Genomic DNA, 17,155 nt, shown 5'->3' on the forward strand with positions numbered 1-17,155 from the left:
TTTAAAATGCTAAAATAGGTTTTTTGCAAGAATTAATCCATATTCGCCACATTAAAGTTATATATTTCATCTTCACGTGGATCATTAAACTTACTTTAACAAGTGTAAATAAATACCCAAAATTCGGATGAGGATATTCTAATCTTTTCTTACGTGCATAGCCCTTTATGGATACTAAATATTTCCCAGAAGAAACTTTATATTTAAATCCAGAATACAATGTCTCTCCATCTAACGTTTGATATGATACTTTATCTTGATCTAAATATTTATTATTATCGAATGTATAAAACGAACCAATATCAACAATCCATAAAGAATCTTTAATTTCAATATTGAAGCTATGATGGACTAGTTTTTCATCCCATTCATTGTCAAACGACTGATTAAAATTTTCAACTTTGATTACGTATTCAATAGAATCTATTGGTAAGACAGGAATCCAAATCCCTTCTGCTAGGGAAGTTAAATAACGTTTATGATTATCCTGAAAATTTTTTAAAAGTTTTTTCGACCTCACTTTTTCTTTTTTCAAAAAATCTCCTAATACGTCTAAGGAAAATAAACAAATTCCGTAACTTGCAGTATCCAAAATTTTTTCCACCATATCTTCCTCTTTCTACTATTTGATAAGAATATTTAGTAAAGTCACTTCCTTTTAAATTGCACGAATCACATTTTAGGATTTTCTTCTAAAAAAAAATCCTGACATTTCAATGAATAGCCTTATAATTGAATGGGCTTATAACTCAATACTTTATCAACTACTTCTTCTGGGAGTAAATCATCGTAGAAAATGTAATTAGCTACTTCTGGATCCAGTACGTTATCAAGAAGCCTTACTAATAACTGATTATTTTCCTCTTCATTCTTACCTTCAGCATTCATTATCTTAGTTACCAATTCTATGAGCTCTTTTCTATTTAAACTTCTCTCTGCCATTATTAACACCTTCCCTAAGAATATTGCCAGTATCCTACTATGGGATTTTTAATAGAATCCTCTATTATGTTTGCATACAAATATACAGCCCCAAAGCCAAACGGTAAGCTTGTGCTTGAATGGAATAATCCACCTGGATAACCATCCTCGTCAATTTGACAGAAAAAACTATATCCATCTTTTCTTAATTCTGTGTAATAGTACTTCTCCTCTTGGATATGAAAGGGTTTACCTCCAAATTTAATAAAAAAAGGTGTTTCAAATGCTTGTTCTTCACTAACCATGATTCCTTCTGAAATATAGTGTTTAACTATTCCAACTTCAGTATAAGTTGAATCCAAACTTTCTTTCGAAATCGGATGCTCAAACATATACAATGAACAGTTTGGATAAATATTGTTTGAAACACGATTTTCATATTCACTTGGTATAAAGATAGATATCATGTTATTTTTATCTAGAGGATTTACAAAGCACAGATAGAATTGATAATCCTTTCCACTTTTACTAAGTAGGTCACTTTTATCATCAAAAAAAGCTGGCGCATTTCCACCAATCCATCCATTACCAAAATCCAAATTCCTGTCTAACTGATATATAATACTTTCTTTTCGTTCTATTAATATTTCATTTTTATTTTTCAATGGGTATTTCCCCCTTACAAATGATGTCGTTAATAGAATATTTTCCTTACTTACACTATAGATTGTAGATAGTTAGGCACTGACTCTAAATCTATAAATTGAATACCTTTAATAGCATCCTCTTCACACAATGATTTAAATCTTTGCGAACAAAACAAGTATCTTCCCAGTTTTAAATCATTTAATTGAAATACATCACAATCAGTGTCTTTTAACACCAAATTTATATACTTATCAACAAAACTTCCATCAACTTTTAATTTTGCATTGCTTGGCACTTTTCTTGTAAGAAACTTAGAGCTTTCATAATCTACTAATGATTGTCGTCTAATACATTTTATAAAGAAAAATAAACCATTTACTTTTGGTTTACCTTTAGTACTCACCACTTCCAAATTAGCTATAACATAATCCTGTAATGCATTCACTTGTTCCATTGAAGATAAAAACTCCCCAGAAATTATATGACCGAAGAAATTTTCATAATAATCAAATTGAACTTTGCTTCTCGTTATTAACCAAAGATCTTTTGGAAACTTCACTTGTTCAATAAATGGTCGATTCCATTCATAGTTCATTCCTTCTGCATATTTATCTTCAGTAAAGCTTTCGTGCAAAACCCCATCTAAATAAATGGGAGAAATATCTCTATCATTGACTAACATAAAGTATTTCATAATGTTACCCCAATCGTTTAAAGTTGAATGTGCTAATATATTTTACTTTTGTTCTATTTTTACAATCGCCCCCACAGAAATAAAATAATCAGCTAAAACTTTAGTATTTTCACCATACCGCTCAGCTATTAGAAACTTATTACTATCTAATCGGTTTCGTATTTCCTCAAATGAAAGTCCTGTTTCTTTTTTTAATGCTAGAATTACTTTTGCTTTATTTTCACCTGGATTTTCAAGATACACATAATTTTTTTCACGTTTTCTATAATTCGTTGCTCAATTGGGGCAAAATTCACTTTCGATTTCGCAATAGGAAGGTACTTGCATAATGTTTTCATTTCTTCATCATTTACAAAAATTGCATCATCATCAGGATCGTAACTTTCTTCATAATCTATATATTTGGTTTCACCTGTTTGAATATCAATCCAAAAATCATTATCTGCAAAAGGGATATGAAATAGAAGAAAATTCTCGAATTCCTCGGAATAGTCTATCCTTCTATCTTTTGCTCCAATAGATGTTGTATATGTACAACCATCCTCATCTTCTAGTAGTGGAATATGAAAAAAATCTCTACTTTTAGTTACTGCCACAACTGCTTAACATAGTGTTTAATTAATGATTTCTTTCCAAAAGTTTATGCATTCTTCGTCAAATTTCTTTATTACAATATCTAAAAACTCAGTTTGGGTGTTTTGAGAACTATGAAAATACGCTGTTCCTAATGTTTGAATTAGTTTTGTGAAAGTTTCAGCCACTTTTATTTTTTTATTAAATGATGTCTCTGAGCCATAAACGTAAATACTCCCACAATTAACATCCATAATAAATGTAAAGTAATCTCCCATAGCTATAGTTATAAATTGATTGGAAAAATTCTTTATTTCTTCATTAGATAAATGTTCATGGTAACTTATTAGCTTATCTATATAATTTGTATTACTACCAAAATGTACACCTAAAATACTAAAATCCCCAAAATCGTAATTTAAAATTAAATTAACAAAATCAACAGGGAGTTTCACCTTAAGTCTCCGCTCTATCTGCTCAACATTTGTTTCCATTTCAACTTGTTTCTTTAATCTTAACCCTGTAACAAAGGACTCTAAAGGAATAAAATCTCTATCTAAAATTATCCTTATTTCCTCAATATTTAATAACGTATTATTCAAAATAATTCACTTCCTTTATTAACAATGCTATTCTCTTTGTTTGTTACACTTACAATTGGGACTTCATCCTTGTCGGCACAACAAGAAAATTTGGATACCAATGCCTTTTTATAACTCACTTTTTAGGTTGTCCGTATGTATCAAACAATGGACTTTATAATCAACCTCACTACACTTTTTGGAATGCTTATGTATTTTTTCGAATCCAATTTTTGATTTATGGAATACTTTGATGAGCCTATATATCCCAATAGTTTTTGTTTCTAATAATCCTCAATCAGGATGTTGTATCTGGACAGACATGTATGTTGTAATTACTAAACCAAATACACAAAATTACACTTATTACCATTATTTCTTTTAACCATATTATTTTCCCTCCTATTATTCAACATAATTTAGAAAAAATAATACTTAAGTAACCTGCTGCCCTCCTTATAAACATGATTTTTGTATAAATTTCCTTTTGTTTCTCATGTAAAAAGTTTTACCACATGCAGTTTTTATTTTTAATAAAAAAACACATGTAATGAAATCACTACATGTGTTTTGGCATTAAAAATCGGACACTTTTAAAATTAGGAACCGAGTACATCACTTAACTGAATGACTATAAATATTAAGCACATGTAAAAAACCTTCTTACATGTGCATTAATTTTGGTTAGTTTCTTCTATCAAAATGGATTAGACAATTTATTTATAATTTATTAACCATATAAGTAATCAATAAAATTATCAGCGTATTCCTCTTTTTTCAAAATACTACTCAAAGATGACTTTAACATATCAATAAAATCATCGTAGATATCGAAAGTTTCTTCATCCATTATTTCTCCTTTGAATTTTTTATGTATTATTTCTAATGTCACCGCAAGTGCATCTAGAAAGGCCGAAAAAGAATCTGCAATTGGAAATAAAGGACTTGTTTCATAACTTGCAAAAACAGGTGAATTTTCTTGGTTTATGACTACTACAATTGGATCATCATCCTTATCAGCAACTACCAGCCAATTGGGATCCCAATTCGGATTATCTCTTTTTTCGGTTCCAATCCATCGAAATCCTTCTTGCCTTCGAACCAATTTATCTGCTGGATACAAATAAAGTAGGCTATTCCCTAAATCAATATCTGTACAATCTAATTGATAGCCATCAGGACGGATTTTACAAATTATTTCACAATGTTGATAAAAGAATATTAATTCCGGAGAAAGAGAGATTTTTTCATCGACATGAAGATTTGCTAATTTTGTCCTATATCGTACTCCACCATTTTTGTTAACTGGAGCTTCTTCTTTTGGATATTCATCCATTGCCTGTATGAATTTTAATACTGAATTTTCTAGTTGTTTCATAAATAATTCTATCTCCTCGTTTTTTTGATTAGCTGCCTCATTTGACGCGATCTATGAGCATAACACGCTTTAATACTTTCCAAGCCCATTACAAAAGCCTTTTTAATAAATAAAAACATATGTAATGAAAGCGTTATTTAGCGTTTTCTTTACATATGCCCTGAAATTTCATCCTAATTTTACCATAAAATTAATATCATTTCACTTTATACATTGCTCGATATTAACTCAATCTTTACTTGCTAATTTATTTCTGGACTAATTAAAATAACATTCTTTGAATTGCGAACCTCTAAACAATTGTATTTTTGATTTAAACCCTCAATTGTTTGGCCATACTTCATAAGTGTGATATCTTGGATCATCAAATAAGGTAAACTATTCAATTTTTCTCTCATATCGCGAATCGAAAGTTTCAAATTAAAAAGTTTTCTTATTTCCATCATAAATTTATTTGCTTCAATTGGTTTTCTGACAACATAAACTTTTACCTTATCTATCAAATCAAGTTCGTCTGAAGTCCAATTATCTTCATCTATTACAGGATCATTTTCTAGCCAACTTAAAAAATCAATATTTAAAGAATAAAATGTCAATGACAAAGCCCCCAAATCTTGATAGTAAACGTTTAAGTCGCCATTCTTCTTTATAAACAATCCTTGCCCCCCTCCATCATCCCCTATTAAAATATATTCTGGTGCATAAGTACTTACTTCATACAACCTATTTCTTTCAATTGCGATATCAAGGCCATAAATATTTACTCCGTTTTCAAATGAAACTTCACTATACGATTTCCAAAACTCAATCATTCTTGAAGGTATGATAGTTTGAAAATGACTATGGATTTCATATGCCTCAATGTTTCTTCCTGTTCTAGTGATTAAAGGTGTCGACTTAAAATTTAAAATCATTTATTTCCTCCAAGTGGAACCGTAGTTAGTCTCGCAAACTATTAGGACTTATTTTCGATTTTCCCAATGTAAATGCTCATCAATCATTATTTTTGATAACATGGAGCTGTCATCATAATAAAGGCTGTAATCCATTTGTTTATACCAACTTGTAGCGTATGTTGATATTTTTTCGATTTTATTATCTTGCATGTAATCCACTCTAACATACCAGTTATGGGGTGGTGTAATAGAAACATAGTACACTAACCCTTTTTTCTCAAAAACATGGCAAAGAGAAGTTAATCTAGAGCTAGAAGGATTAGACTCATAAATATGCGCATTAACAATTACTTTTTCGCCGTTTATAAAATCTACATATCTAATGTTTTCTCCAAATTTCGCGATATCTTTATTATATTTTCTACTCTCTAAAAGAACATTACCTTCAAGATCCATGCCATAGGTAACTAAATTTTTCGACTCAAAGTTAGCCCTACTAGGTTTTGGGAGAGGCTTCCCTTTTTTCGTAGAAATAACTGAAGGGATTAATTCCTCATATGGCATTAAATCTTCAGTAACACCTAAAGAATACGACCAATTAGTAATCGTGCTCTTTAACTTAAGATAATGTTGATAAATATCATTTGAATAATCTGTAAAGTGTTTCGATAGCTCTGATCTCTTCAATTCGATTTCTTTATTATTACATATATCCATTATTTACCTCCCTCACTTTAATGCTATTTCTTTATTTGGATTGCATCCTGGCAGAAAGAACCTGCTTTAAATCTAACACTTATTTATCAGCAATTGCTAAAGGAAATTCTAGTACTTCATTTCAGTTATTTTCTAAAGTTGATGCATTTAAAATTCTTATCAAGAGTTTGTTCTCGTTACTAATACATAAATTCTATTGTTATATAAAGTCAAAATGTATGAGCTTATACATAAATTTTTTAAAAAAAGAAGTTGTAAATCTAATAAAAATTTCCCTTTATAGAGTGTTAGTGCTAACAAAACAAAATCTATTATTAAAATGGAGGAAGTTAATTATGGCAACAGCTAAATATTCACGTTATGAGTACAATGTAACTACTTCTATTTCTCGAGCAAATGTTACTGATATGCATCGAGCTCAAGAGGCATTCATCAATTATTGGAACGGTAAGGTTTCATCGGCAGCAACAACAACATTCCTAGGTGGACTAGCTACTGCTGCTTTAGAAAAGGTTTTTAATAAATCAGCTTATACAGCTATTCCATCCCTTCTTGTATCTGCATTAACAAGTGCGAATGAGTGGGAAAAAAATGAAGTCTTACGAGTAGCAGAAGAAGGCTATGATCAAATAACTAAACTATTACGAATTTTCATTGATAATAAAACTTATGTTTCTATTGAATTTAGTTATTACATCAAGTGGTGGTTCTATTCCTTTGTAAAAAAAGCACCCTTTATTGGGTGCTTTTCACTATTTCAAAGAATTTGTCAAATGCCTGTTTATTTTGTATTTCATAATTGTTGTGATTAAAAGTTAATAGTCCGTTTTCACTGAGATAAATAACATGCAAATCGTTGTTGTGATAAATAATCAGAGAGAACCCTGTGTAAGTAAAATTTGAGCTAGTTCGTTTTATTTCTAGTTGTTCAAGTGAATTTATGAAATTTGTGAATACCGTACTATCTTTCTTGATAGTTTTAACGTTGCGCTCAGTATCTATTATACTAATATCATGGGTTTCTTCTGCTAAAGAATCTGTATCGAAAAAATCTTGTACAAGATTTTTTGTCTTGTATTCATTAAAAAAATATAGTGAGACCATTGCTATTAAAAAGAAAGCCATAATAAAATTTATTTTTTTCTTCATTTGTAACAACCTCCTATATTAAAATTTTAAAATTTTAAGTTTTTTTTGTCAAAGTAGGTTATTAATTTTCTTCGTTTTCATATAAGATAGGTTGTTTAAGAGCATTGCCAGAAACCAGCAATGACCTGTCCTGTTTCATTATGTTTATATAAATATAATGCACCGTACATAAACACATAATCCATATTATCAATATAGCCTTCCTCTTCTATTTGCAGAAAAAAGGAATAATTTTTATTTCCTAACTCTTCAAAATAATAACTTTTAGGTTGAATAAGACGTGGTTCACCAAAAACTTTAATAAACAAAAAATTATTCCCTTGGTTTTCCGAATAATCGCTGATTGAGTTCATCCCTAAATCTAAAATACTTTTATCAGGATTGCTTCCAATTTCGGAGTATTTATGCTCTATAACCCTTACTTCTATTGAAGGATAAATATTATTTTCCAATAAAGTATCAAAATCTTTATGGATAATAATAGAAAGCATAACATCCTCCTTTTCTGAATGAACTAGAGTTGCATAAAACCTGTAATCATCTGGTATTTGTTCTTCAATCAATTTTGGAGGATTACCACCTATTCTACCTCTCACATTATCATCAAAAGGAATACATTGAGCAAACAATTAAAATCCACCCATCTATAACTTATTTAAAAAAGATGTAAAGAGACTATACATCTTCTCCTGTCCCTACTTTCATAAAACGTAATCCATTAATGCTATTTTTCCTAATAAAATCTTTAAAATTTTGTGTACAGAAATAAAAGTTATTAATTCTAGTATCTCTAAATATAGTTTCATTTTCTATTTTTTCTATATTAAATCTGATGTTTTCACCTCGCAACATTGCAAGAGATTCTTGCATATCTAATCCATCAAAATTAATTGCTGTTACAACATTTGTTACATTTATATATATATATATATATATATATTCCTCTGAAATACCTTGGATTTTTATCGAGAAGGTTTCTATAATTTCGGAAAATTCATCAATAAAAAGCTTTTCAAATTTCTTTTTTACTATTAATGTAGATCCATAACAACGTGAATCAAAATCTAACAATTTCCCTCTATTAAGTTTATCTTCTAAAATACCAAATATCTCTTCATTCCAATCTAGAGTAATCTTTTGTCCTGTAAAAGTTGAAAATCGACGAACATAATCCTTATCCAAAAAGGTTAAATCTTTAAAATCATCATCATTTACAAATCTATATACATTCATTAACAAAACTCCCTTCACCAAATTTTGACTTTAAATAATAAATCAGTCCTAATATTCTCCAGTTCAGCTAATACTGCTTCTCTCGCCTTTGCTCCACCAAAACGTTCAGCTGCTTCCAACCTATCAGCAACATTTCTAAAATAATCATTAGTATGGATTATTCTATGATAAGCACCAGGTTGTATACTATTTGGATCCACATGTTTTAAATAAATCCCATTATCTGCACTATTTACATTAATCTTAAGGCTTTCCAAGATATCACTAGCTCTTTGAGCATCTGGATTTGAATGATCCCCCGCTACAATATGATGAGCTGCGGAACCTTTATATTTATACCAAGCACGTTTCATGTACCCTTCATTCTTTCTTAACTCACGATTAGCTTTGTTCATATTTTTTCTTAACTCTTTAGTACAAGAAAGACCAAAAATATCTATTGAGTTATTTGTATCTTGTACATATCCATATAAGACAAAACCACCATTAAGCCAAATTGGATCCTTTTGCGTATACATACTCTCAATTGGTAAGTAATATCTAAATCTGTTGTAGTAAAGGCCAGTTTCTTCATCGTCGTATTGCCCTTGATATCGGAATGGTATAAAATCCTTGTCACAGGTAAACTCTTTTGATTGACCATAAATATCTAACTCATTGGACCAAACCTTATTACCGTCAGAATCGTAGGCTTCAGAAGGTGTACCTAGATAATCACTAATAATACTATAAATCCCTTCACTTGTAATTTTTGCAGAAGGAACAAATGTACCTTCATTGAAAATCCAAGTTATAAGACTATTATTACTATTATCTGTGCTTAAAGATGTATGTTTACTAGTAATAGCTACATTCAACCCATTCATGTAGGATAGTATTCCCATCCTACATGATCTCATTGTTTTTTCACTAGAACACTTCTCTTTCCACCTACTTTGTGCGTCATAATTGAAAGATCTTCTTGTCTTTGTTTATAAGTTAAATCTTATAACAGAAACATTTTGTAAATACTTGTTTCTTAATTACAAGCTTAAAAATAAGTGGCAATAGACCCTTATTTTAAGGATTTATTGCCACTTATCAATTTTAAAAATCACTTCTCATCATTAAAGATCATATGCAGTTGACGTGAGTGTAGATGCCAATATGGTAGCATCCTTTGTTACTAACCCCATTCAGGTCGATACTATCTTTCGTGTATTATGTTTTAACCATCAGATGTAATCCTCTTGCTATAGATTTCCAACTACTGTCATCTCATCAATTACAATAGTAATTAATTTGATTGCATTGTATAGTTCTTCAGTGCATAGTTTTTGTTAAACTTATTGACCAGGGAGTATAGAAAATTAAGTAACACCCTTTATTTTACATACTTTTTCGTTTCATAATTAAAAAACAATGCAATTTATACTATTCTGCATGTCCAACTTTCTCATAACGTAATCCTTTGATTTGATTATTATTCATTAGATTTATAAAAGATTCTGTAACAAAATAACTTGCTGACATTTTAGTATCTCTAAATATATCTTGATTTTTTACGATGTGGATATCGAATATATAAGTGTTATTTCTTACCATTTCCATTATTTCATCTAAAGACATTTTATCTACATTTTTAATAGATTTAATTTTATTCATCACATTTATATAATAATATTGTCCTGTATCTGTATTAACTGGCAAAACTTCTATTTTTTTATTAAAATTATTCTCAAATATCACTTTTAGGTTATTATTCACGATTAAGATACCATCATAATAGCAAGAAGCATCAAAATCTTCAAATCGTTTATCTTTTTTCTTCCCCTTCTCTTCAAAAATTTCTAACTCTAAAGGAACCCAACTATCTCCTAATTTTTGACCTTCAAAATTTAAATAGTTAGAAGTACTTCCTGGTTTAAATACAAAAAATTTAAAAACATCATGGTCACTTTTAATTTCATAAATATTCAATATTAATACACCTTCTTGTCAAATAATAATTCATTTCTAATTTGCTCTAACTCTTTTTCAACGGCGGATTTTCCTCCCGCTTTACTAGCACTGATTATTCGTTTGTTTACATCTTCATAATATTTATTTGTATGAATCACCCTATGATATGCGCCAGGTTGTTTACTATTAGGATCAATGTGTTTCAAATAAATACCATTGTCAGCTGAATTTACATCGATTTTATAATGAGATAAGATATCCCTTGCAGGTTGTGCCCTTGCATCATCTCCAGCTACAATATGATGTGCAGCTGAACCTTTCTCTTTATACCAGGCCCTTTTCATATATCCTTCTGATTTAGCTAGTTCTTTGTTAGCTCTATTCATATTTTTCTTAAGCTCTTTTGTACAAGACAGCCCAAGAATATCTATCCAAACATTCGGATTACTTACATACCCATAAAGCGTAGGATTCCCACCCGCAAGCCCAATCGGGTCAACCTGCGTATAATTCCCTTGCTCTGGGTCGTAGTATCGGAATCGGTTATAATACAAGCCTATTTCAATATCATCATACTGCCCTTGATACCTAAACGGAATAAAATCTTTCTCAACCGTAAACTCGTTCACTCGTCCATACATATCAAGCTCAGCCGACCAAACCTTATGACCTTGTTTATCATAGGCTTCGACAGGTGTTCCTAGATAATCACTAATAATGCTGTAGTTGCCTTCACTCGTTATCTTAGCTGAAGGGACAAAGCCATCATTGAATACCCATGTCACTAGATTATCTGCGATTTCGGCTTCTGTCTGCGAGGCATTCTCTACTGAATTATCCTGCGAGAAATACTCATGCAAAATCGTATTGCCATCTCATACAAAATGGGTAGCTCTAACTCCCGAACACTTTTCTATTCGCCTACCTAGTGCGTCATACTTGAAAGAAACCTCAGTATTATCTGGCTTTATGACCTTGGCCATCATGCCATTGCCATAATACTCTCACTTCCATTTATCTCCATTACGTTCGACTTTCTCTACGAGATTTCCTTCTTCGTCATAGGAGAATTTGGCATCTTTTGTTTCTAGTAATCTACTGCCTGCGCCATAGATGCGGTCTTTTTTGTCTTTTGTTTCATATAGATTGCCGACATCATCGACACTGCGGTATAAGAAATCAAATTGACGACTATCTTGATTGGCCCACACAAGGTTACTAAATTCGTCGTAACCATAAGATTACACCCGTTAACTCGTTGACCATACTGCGTAACTGGTGATTGACGTCCCAATTGTAGGTACGTCTTCTCGTCTCGCTTTTGACTACTTACTTGAAGGTGTCTACCTAGAATCTCGTTTTACCATTTATGTACTAGAAATATTATTACTTTTTGTTAAGTAAATAACAAAAAATATAAATACAACTTTAATAATTCAATATACAATAAAAAAACATATATAAAGAAAAAGCTAAAGACAATTTCTTTACATATGTTGCGACAACTTAATTAAAGCAGTAACAAGAAGATTCTGTATTATAACTGTTTTTGCTCCTAATAATAATTACTAATATTATTAGGAACACCCTATATTTCAACAAATTCTGGTCTTTGCGTACTTCCTTCTTTGACAAACATTACTCCTTTAATCCTCTGCACTTTACATGCTTTTATAAATACATCATCAACAATGATATTTCCTGTATATTCTTTCATTCTTACAATATGATGTCCTTCTAAAGAATGGGGAACATATTTTATAGTCAGTAGTTTGATTGGTCCGTCTGGTAAGGATTTTAATAATGGTTTATATTCTGAATTCTCCATATCTAAGCAAGGTACTAGATTTAACACATTCATGACAAAAAATGTTTCATTACTTTCGCCGCTTTTTGTAGACGTTATGACCGCAGGAATAAACTGACAATTTGATCCTAATCGCTCTACTAGCTTCTTGAATTTTAAACTTACCAAAAGCCCCCCTATTGTTGGCAGGATATCACATTCGTTTAAATAGGAATCTAATTTATCTATTGAATAATGAAGTTTCTTATCTAGCGAATAGACAATCCCCTCTTCTAAATCATAGTGATTAAAAGTGTTCTTTTCGGTGTAACAAAAAAATACATCTCTTCTGTAATTGCTATATAACTGGTAGTAGCTCATATATATCATCCTCAATATTATTCTAAATTTTTTCGTTGTACGACCACAGAACATGATATTTTGGGTAGCAAATTTTAAACACTTTATTTTGAACACTATTAGAAGCTTTAACTTCTTCTATACTAAAGCTTTCCTACTTAAAGAAAGCAAACGTAAAAAAATTCTAATTCTAAAAACATATGAAAAAGAGTTGTATACAGTATTATAAAATCTAATAAATTCATCTTTGTTTCTATCAAAGCACTAAAGTCACCAATGATACATCTCTTTATTCCTTTTTCTTTTTATCTTCCATCATAAGCATCTCCATGGGGCATAAAATTTTCGGCCAACCAAAACCAATGTTCACCTTTACTCGAGTATAAAAGTTCTAACAGGTCCGTAAAGCTTTTAGCAATAATCTGACTATCCCCCGGTGTTGCATGGGTTTCCAAAAAACTATCATAGCAATAACCAAGATGTGACTTGCTTAGATCTATGCTTATATATTGATTTATTTCTTCAGACTCAGCAATTAGATACCATTCATTACTTATATCACCTTCAAGTTCCTCCCAAATAACATCATCAGCGGGGTAAAGTCTTTTACTAGTTGGAATAAACTCATTTGAAGAAACAATTTTAATTCCGTAGGGCTTATCTAAAAACATATGTAAAGAGTCATAATTACTAAAAAAATATTTCACATCTTTTGGTAAAGCCAATTCACTAATGTAATCTGTGTCCCGTTTCACAACTTTACAATTACTATCTAGTTCCATTTTTTCAATAATCTCTAATATTTTGATATCTCTACCTCCTTAACTATCAAGTACATTTTGATATCTACTGAATAATTCTTTGTAATATCATCCTAGAACTTCCTCATTCGCTTTTAATCAACTTCTTTTTCATTATCTTTTTTATAATAGTAAATAAAAAAACATATATAATAAAAAGCGGACACCACATTTTTACATACGTTTGAAATACTTATAATAATATTACCATATATGAATATAAGTGGTGTTTATTTTAAAATCGTTCCTAGATAATCACTAATAATGCTGTAGTTGCCATCATGGATTAGCCCTCAACATGTGTTGAATCATTTTAAATTAATCATTCAATTACAAAAATTTATTACCGATCCTATGAAGAAAAATATTGAGGAACATCTTCTAATTCTAAAAATTGAATTCCTTTCATTTGTTTTTCTTCACAAAGTAGCTTAAACCTTTCTGAACAAAATAGATATCTTGCTAATTTTAAGTCATTCAAACAAAACACGTCTCTATCATTTTCTTGTAGAACAATTCTTTGATATTTTTCAACCATAACATTTATGTCAAATACCCTATTTTCTGGCACACTTCTTTTTGTAAACTCTGACTTTTCGTAATCAACGAAATCTTCTCTATTATAGTACTTAATAAAATAATAGGGTTTCTTTACTTTAGATTTTCCCTTTGAACTAACAATTTGTAGGTTTGATGTAACATACTTTAGTAAAGTATTTACTTGATTCATCAATGTAATAAAATCACTACTGATAATATGACCATTAAAACCCTCATAATAGTCAAATTCAATTTTATTATTAGTAATTAACCATAAATCGATTTTATTCCATTCATATCCCATTCCCTCATTGTATTTTGTTTCATCAAATGATTCGTGAATAACGCCCTTCAAAAAAATAGGCGACTTTACATTATCCTTAACAATCATATAATAACTCATACTATCTATCACCCTAGTCTTTGACACTTAGGATATTTCCTAGATTGCACAGTATCAAAGTGTCTTTTTCTTTAGTTAATATCGTACCACTCTAAAAATTCATCGAAATCGCTCCACTGTGGATTAAATTTACCTTTAATCATTTCAGTAATTTCTAATTCATTTACATAATAAATGCCTTGATTAATTTTATCGTATAATAAAATTAAGTTTCCGCTTCTATTACTAAATGGAATATAATTTATTGTAGATTTCCTCCTGGTCTCTTTTTCCAAAGGGAATTTGTCAAGGCTTTAAAATCACCACTATATATTGAAAACAAGCAAATATTAATCAATTCAGGTCCTTTTGTTGTACTAAATGTACACTCTGTAGTATATCTCTGAAAATATGCAAAACTAGAATTATAAGGGATAGCTAGATTACGTATGACACTGTCGTATTCTTTATCGTAACCGTAACTAACCAACCTTTATTTTAAAAAAACTTTCTAACTTCTTAGCTGCTCTCCATGAAAACGTGTGAGAAAAGTTTTCTCACAGAGTCAATAATTTTAAAAAAGGTAGCATAATATCTAATGAATTTATGCTACCTTTTTGTATTTTTTATTAATTGAGTTACAAAATTTTAATCTAAACCACGAACGAAAACATGCAAGATTCCTTCTATATTTATTATCGATATTACTAGCTTCATCTCACTATTTCTCAAAAATTAAATTATATATATTTGATTACCTCTAAAAATACAGGGTCTGTATCAACCTCTATTAACTCCTCCATTACAGGATACAAACCTTTAATAAGTGGATGTTCTATATTTTTCACTTCTAAACCCATTCTTTTTCTTAACACAAGGGGCGCAAGTATCTCTGATGGGAAGAGCATTTTATCTTCTCGATCAAATTCTTGGTACATCTTTGTTCTACTCAAATGAAATTCACAAGCCTGATTCACAGAATCATTTATGTCTTCATTTGTTTCATCTGTTAAATCATTTAACAAATTAGAATAGATATCATTAAGTTGTGTAGGGTATTCATAAGGAATTTCTTTATCGTTATAAAATGTTGAAAACATTTTGTTTACAAATTGACAAACTGTTTCGGGAGGTTCTACATTAAAATCTATTTTCTCAGGAGAACTATACTGTAACAATTTATGCGCTTTTTCTGTTTCTTGTAAAATCAAGAGATTACAAGCAGACAAACAAACATCAACAAACCAAATTGGTTTAATATCACCCATTTTTTCTGTTGCATATAATAGAGGATCTATTGTGCCCCATAGCATACTTTGTTTAAGTGAAAAAGAATATCCTCCCTGTTTATTCAGATAGCGTTCTAAAAAGTCGGCACAATACCATGTAGAAAGTGCATTACATGCAATACCTAAAGTGATAAAATCATTTTTTTCTTTGGGACTTTTCAAAAATTCTTCTATTATCTTATAGCTCTCGTCATACATATAAGGCTGTTCTTTTTCTGCTAAACCTTTGCTCCATTTCTTCACTTTACTCTGAATTTTTTTATAAAGATTGCTTTCCAAATCTAATTGCCTCCTTAAGTGCACCATTTTTTCCCTTTTACCTTTTTAATATTACGATTTGAGTCAACAAATACATTTATTTGAGTTCCTGTCTTTATTCCACCTTGCGCTCTAATTTCAGCTAATATTCTTCTGGCATCGGCTTTTTCGGATGATGGAATACTTTGGTAATGACCAATACCCCTACCTGCACGGTTAAGGCGATCTTGGGTATACTTATTAGCTCCTAATAATTTTTGATCACGTGACAGTCTAGGATTTCTATTAGTTTTTGTCGTTTTTATTTCATACGCACTCCATTCACCAGTGTATTTATTCTTCGACAGAATATCCACACCATGACCAGAATTATTTTGAATCTGAACAACTTCTGAGTATCTTCCGCAATTGTTCAATCGATTAACTATTTCACTCTCACCGATATTACCTAAAGATGTATTCAGTCCATATTGATCTAACCAGCTATTAGGATCACCAACATACCCATACAACGTAGGATTCCCACCCGCAAGCCCAATCGGATCAACCTGCGTATAATTCCCTTGCTCTGGGTCATAGTATCGGAATCGGTTATAATACAATCCAATCTCTAAATCTTCATACTGCCCTTGATACCTAAACGGAATAAAATCTTTCTCACCCGTAAACTCGTTCACTCGCCCATACACATCAAGCTCAGCCGACCAAACCTTATGACCTTGTTCATCATAGGCTTCAACAGGTGTTCCGAGATAATCACTAATAATACTGTAGTTGCCTTCACTCGTTATCTTAGCTGAAGGGACAAAGCCATCATTGAATACCCATGTAACGAGACTATCTAAGTCATCTGTCTGTGAGGCATTCTCCACTGAATTATCCTGTGACAAATACTCATGCAAAATCGTATTGCCATCCCACACAAAATGAGTAGCTCTACCTTCCGAACACTTCTCTATCCGCCTACCTAGAGCGGTGCCTTAGATTTTTTGTAATCTTGTCCTTCTTG

The 17,155-nt window shown here is 30.7% G+C and carries 21 protein-coding genes and 1 pseudogene; 1 reads left to right on the plus strand and 21 read right to left on the minus strand.

From position 1 onward, the window contains the following. Nucleotide 1: 1 nt before the first annotated feature. The 9 genes from FH508_RS15140 to FH508_RS15180 all read right to left on the minus strand — a co-directional run bounded on the left by FH508_RS15140 (nt 2) and on the right by FH508_RS15180 (nt 6,408). Entirely contained in the window at nt 2–607 is a 606-nt protein-coding gene (locus FH508_RS15140; RefSeq protein WP_217270310.1) for a hypothetical protein, read from the minus strand. Nucleotides 608–726: 119 nt separating this feature from the next. After that, nucleotides 727–942, minus strand: coding sequence for a bacteriocin immunity protein (locus tag FH508_RS15145; RefSeq protein ID WP_173479097.1), 216 nt, complete (start codon nt 940–942; stop codon nt 727–729). A gap of 14 nt (nt 943–956) precedes the next feature. Then, a complete protein-coding gene (locus tag FH508_RS15150) occupies nt 957–1,586 on the minus strand; it encodes a hypothetical protein (RefSeq protein ID WP_173479098.1) in 630 nt (209 codons plus the stop codon). Nucleotides 1,587–1,636: 50 nt separating this feature from the next. Then, entirely contained in the window at nt 1,637–2,263 is a 627-nt protein-coding gene (locus FH508_RS15155; protein ID WP_173479099.1) for an Imm43 family immunity protein, read from the minus strand. Nucleotides 2,264–2,466: 203 nt separating this feature from the next. After that, entirely contained in the window at nt 2,467–2,859 is a 393-nt protein-coding gene (locus FH508_RS15160) for a hypothetical protein (protein ID WP_217270311.1), read from the minus strand. Nucleotides 2,860–2,877: 18 nt separating this feature from the next. Next, a complete protein-coding gene (locus FH508_RS15165; RefSeq protein WP_173479100.1) occupies nt 2,878–3,438 on the minus strand; it encodes an SMI1/KNR4 family protein in 561 nt (186 codons plus the stop codon). Between the two features lie 709 nt (nt 3,439–4,147). Then, on the minus strand, nt 4,148–4,795 hold the full coding sequence (locus FH508_RS15170) for an SMI1/KNR4 family protein (protein WP_173479101.1): 648 nt from the start codon (nt 4,793–4,795) through the stop codon (nt 4,148–4,150). Between the two features lie 242 nt (nt 4,796–5,037). Next, complete coding sequence (locus FH508_RS15175) at nt 5,038–5,709, minus strand: hypothetical protein (RefSeq protein ID WP_173479102.1); 672 nt, start codon at nt 5,707–5,709, stop codon at nt 5,038–5,040. A gap of 48 nt (nt 5,710–5,757) precedes the next feature. After that, nucleotides 5,758–6,408, minus strand: coding sequence for a hypothetical protein (locus tag FH508_RS15180; protein WP_173479103.1), 651 nt, complete (start codon nt 6,406–6,408; stop codon nt 5,758–5,760). Between the two features lie 335 nt (nt 6,409–6,743). On the opposite strand from FH508_RS15180, the gene FH508_RS15185 reads away from it, so the two are divergent. Then, nucleotides 6,744–7,220: a hypothetical protein gene (locus FH508_RS15185; RefSeq protein WP_173479104.1), complete on the plus strand. Its 477-nt coding sequence runs from the start codon at nt 6,744–6,746 to the stop codon at nt 7,218–7,220. A gap of 432 nt (nt 7,221–7,652) precedes the next feature. On the opposite strand, the gene FH508_RS15190 is transcribed toward FH508_RS15185, so the two are convergent. The 12 genes and pseudogenes from FH508_RS15190 to FH508_RS15245 all read right to left on the minus strand — a co-directional run bounded on the left by FH508_RS15190 (nt 7,653) and on the right by FH508_RS15245 (nt 17,069). After that, nucleotides 7,653–8,186: a hypothetical protein gene (locus tag FH508_RS15190; RefSeq protein ID WP_173479105.1), complete on the minus strand. Its 534-nt coding sequence runs from the start codon at nt 8,184–8,186 to the stop codon at nt 7,653–7,655. Between the two features lie 46 nt (nt 8,187–8,232). Next, nucleotides 8,233–8,790, minus strand: coding sequence for an imm11 family protein (locus FH508_RS15195; protein WP_173479106.1), 558 nt, complete (start codon nt 8,788–8,790; stop codon nt 8,233–8,235). Between the two features lie 14 nt (nt 8,791–8,804). After that, nucleotides 8,805–9,656: an RHS repeat-associated core domain-containing protein gene (locus FH508_RS24050; RefSeq protein ID WP_305068692.1), complete on the minus strand. Its 852-nt coding sequence runs from the start codon at nt 9,654–9,656 to the stop codon at nt 8,805–8,807. A 547-nt stretch (nt 9,657–10,203) separates the two neighbouring features. Then, nucleotides 10,204–10,749, minus strand: coding sequence for an imm11 family protein (locus FH508_RS15210; protein ID WP_173479107.1), 546 nt, complete (start codon nt 10,747–10,749; stop codon nt 10,204–10,206). Nucleotides 10,750–10,751: 2 nt separating this feature from the next. Then, the gene (locus FH508_RS15215) at nt 10,752–11,591 is read right to left on the minus strand and encodes an RHS repeat-associated core domain-containing protein (protein WP_228134090.1); all 840 of its coding nucleotides are present in this window, start codon (nt 11,589–11,591) and stop codon (nt 10,752–10,754) included. 15 nt (nt 11,592–11,606) lie between these two features. Continuing rightward, nucleotides 11,607–11,720 (minus strand): annotated as a pseudogene (locus FH508_RS24140) (hypothetical protein); the annotation flags it as partial. A gap of 15 nt (nt 11,721–11,735) precedes the next feature. Beyond that, a complete protein-coding gene (locus FH508_RS15220) occupies nt 11,736–11,942 on the minus strand; it encodes a hypothetical protein (RefSeq protein ID WP_228134091.1) in 207 nt (68 codons plus the stop codon). A 377-nt stretch (nt 11,943–12,319) separates the two neighbouring features. Then, nucleotides 12,320–12,898 carry an imm11 family protein gene (locus tag FH508_RS15225; protein ID WP_228134092.1) on the minus strand — a complete coding sequence of 193 codons (579 nt, stop codon included), beginning with the start codon at nt 12,896–12,898 and terminating at the stop codon, nt 12,320–12,322. A 284-nt stretch (nt 12,899–13,182) separates the two neighbouring features. Beyond that, nucleotides 13,183–13,659 carry an SMI1/KNR4 family protein gene (locus FH508_RS15230; protein ID WP_228134093.1) on the minus strand — a complete coding sequence of 159 codons (477 nt, stop codon included), beginning with the start codon at nt 13,657–13,659 and terminating at the stop codon, nt 13,183–13,185. Nucleotides 13,660–14,029: 370 nt separating this feature from the next. Then, the gene (locus tag FH508_RS15235; RefSeq protein ID WP_228134094.1) at nt 14,030–14,620 is read right to left on the minus strand and encodes an Imm43 family immunity protein; all 591 of its coding nucleotides are present in this window, start codon (nt 14,618–14,620) and stop codon (nt 14,030–14,032) included. 719 nt (nt 14,621–15,339) lie between these two features. Next, complete coding sequence (locus FH508_RS15240) at nt 15,340–16,167, minus strand: hypothetical protein (RefSeq protein ID WP_228134095.1); 828 nt, start codon at nt 16,165–16,167, stop codon at nt 15,340–15,342. A gap of 14 nt (nt 16,168–16,181) precedes the next feature. Then, the gene (locus tag FH508_RS15245; protein ID WP_228134096.1) at nt 16,182–17,069 is read right to left on the minus strand and encodes an RHS repeat domain-containing protein; all 888 of its coding nucleotides are present in this window, start codon (nt 17,067–17,069) and stop codon (nt 16,182–16,184) included. Nucleotides 17,070–17,155 lie beyond the last annotated feature (86 nt).

Source organism: Lysinibacillus sp. CD3-6 (assembly GCF_006351725.2).
In the GTDB taxonomy this organism is placed as follows: domain Bacteria; phylum Bacillota; class Bacilli; order Bacillales_A; family Planococcaceae; genus Lysinibacillus.

Excerpts from the sequence above, each read along its gene's own strand:
- FH508_RS15140 (WP_217270310.1), bottom strand. The coding sequence starts at position 607 with ATGGTGGAAAAAATTTTGGATACTGCAAGTTACGGAATTTGTTTATTT.
- FH508_RS15145 (WP_173479097.1), bottom strand. The coding sequence starts at position 942 with ATGGCAGAGAGAAGTTTAAATAGAAAAGAGCTCATAGAATTGGTAACT.
- FH508_RS15155 (WP_173479099.1), bottom strand. The coding sequence starts at position 2,263 with ATGAAATACTTTATGTTAGTCAATGATAGAGATATTTCTCCCATTTAT.
- FH508_RS15170 (WP_173479101.1), bottom strand. The coding sequence starts at position 4,795 with ATGAAACAACTAGAAAATTCAGTATTAAAATTCATACAGGCAATGGAT.
- FH508_RS15175 (WP_173479102.1), bottom strand. The coding sequence starts at position 5,709 with ATGATTTTAAATTTTAAGTCGACACCTTTAATCACTAGAACAGGAAGA.
- FH508_RS15180 (WP_173479103.1), bottom strand. The coding sequence starts at position 6,408 with ATGGATATATGTAATAATAAAGAAATCGAATTGAAGAGATCAGAGCTA.
- FH508_RS15185 (WP_173479104.1), top strand. The coding sequence starts at position 6,744 with ATGGCAACAGCTAAATATTCACGTTATGAGTACAATGTAACTACTTCT.
- FH508_RS15195 (WP_173479106.1), bottom strand. The coding sequence starts at position 8,790 with ATGAATGTATATAGATTTGTAAATGATGATGATTTTAAAGATTTAACC.
- FH508_RS24050 (WP_305068692.1), bottom strand. The coding sequence starts at position 9,656 with ATGAATGGGTTGAATGTAGCTATTACTAGTAAACATACATCTTTAAGC.
- FH508_RS15225 (WP_228134092.1), bottom strand. The coding sequence starts at position 12,898 with ATGAGCTACTACCAGTTATATAGCAATTACAGAAGAGATGTATTTTTT.
- FH508_RS15230 (WP_228134093.1), bottom strand. The coding sequence starts at position 13,659 with ATGGAACTAGATAGTAATTGTAAAGTTGTGAAACGGGACACAGATTAC.
- FH508_RS15235 (WP_228134094.1), bottom strand. The coding sequence starts at position 14,620 with ATGAGTTATTATATGATTGTTAAGGATAATGTAAAGTCGCCTATTTTT.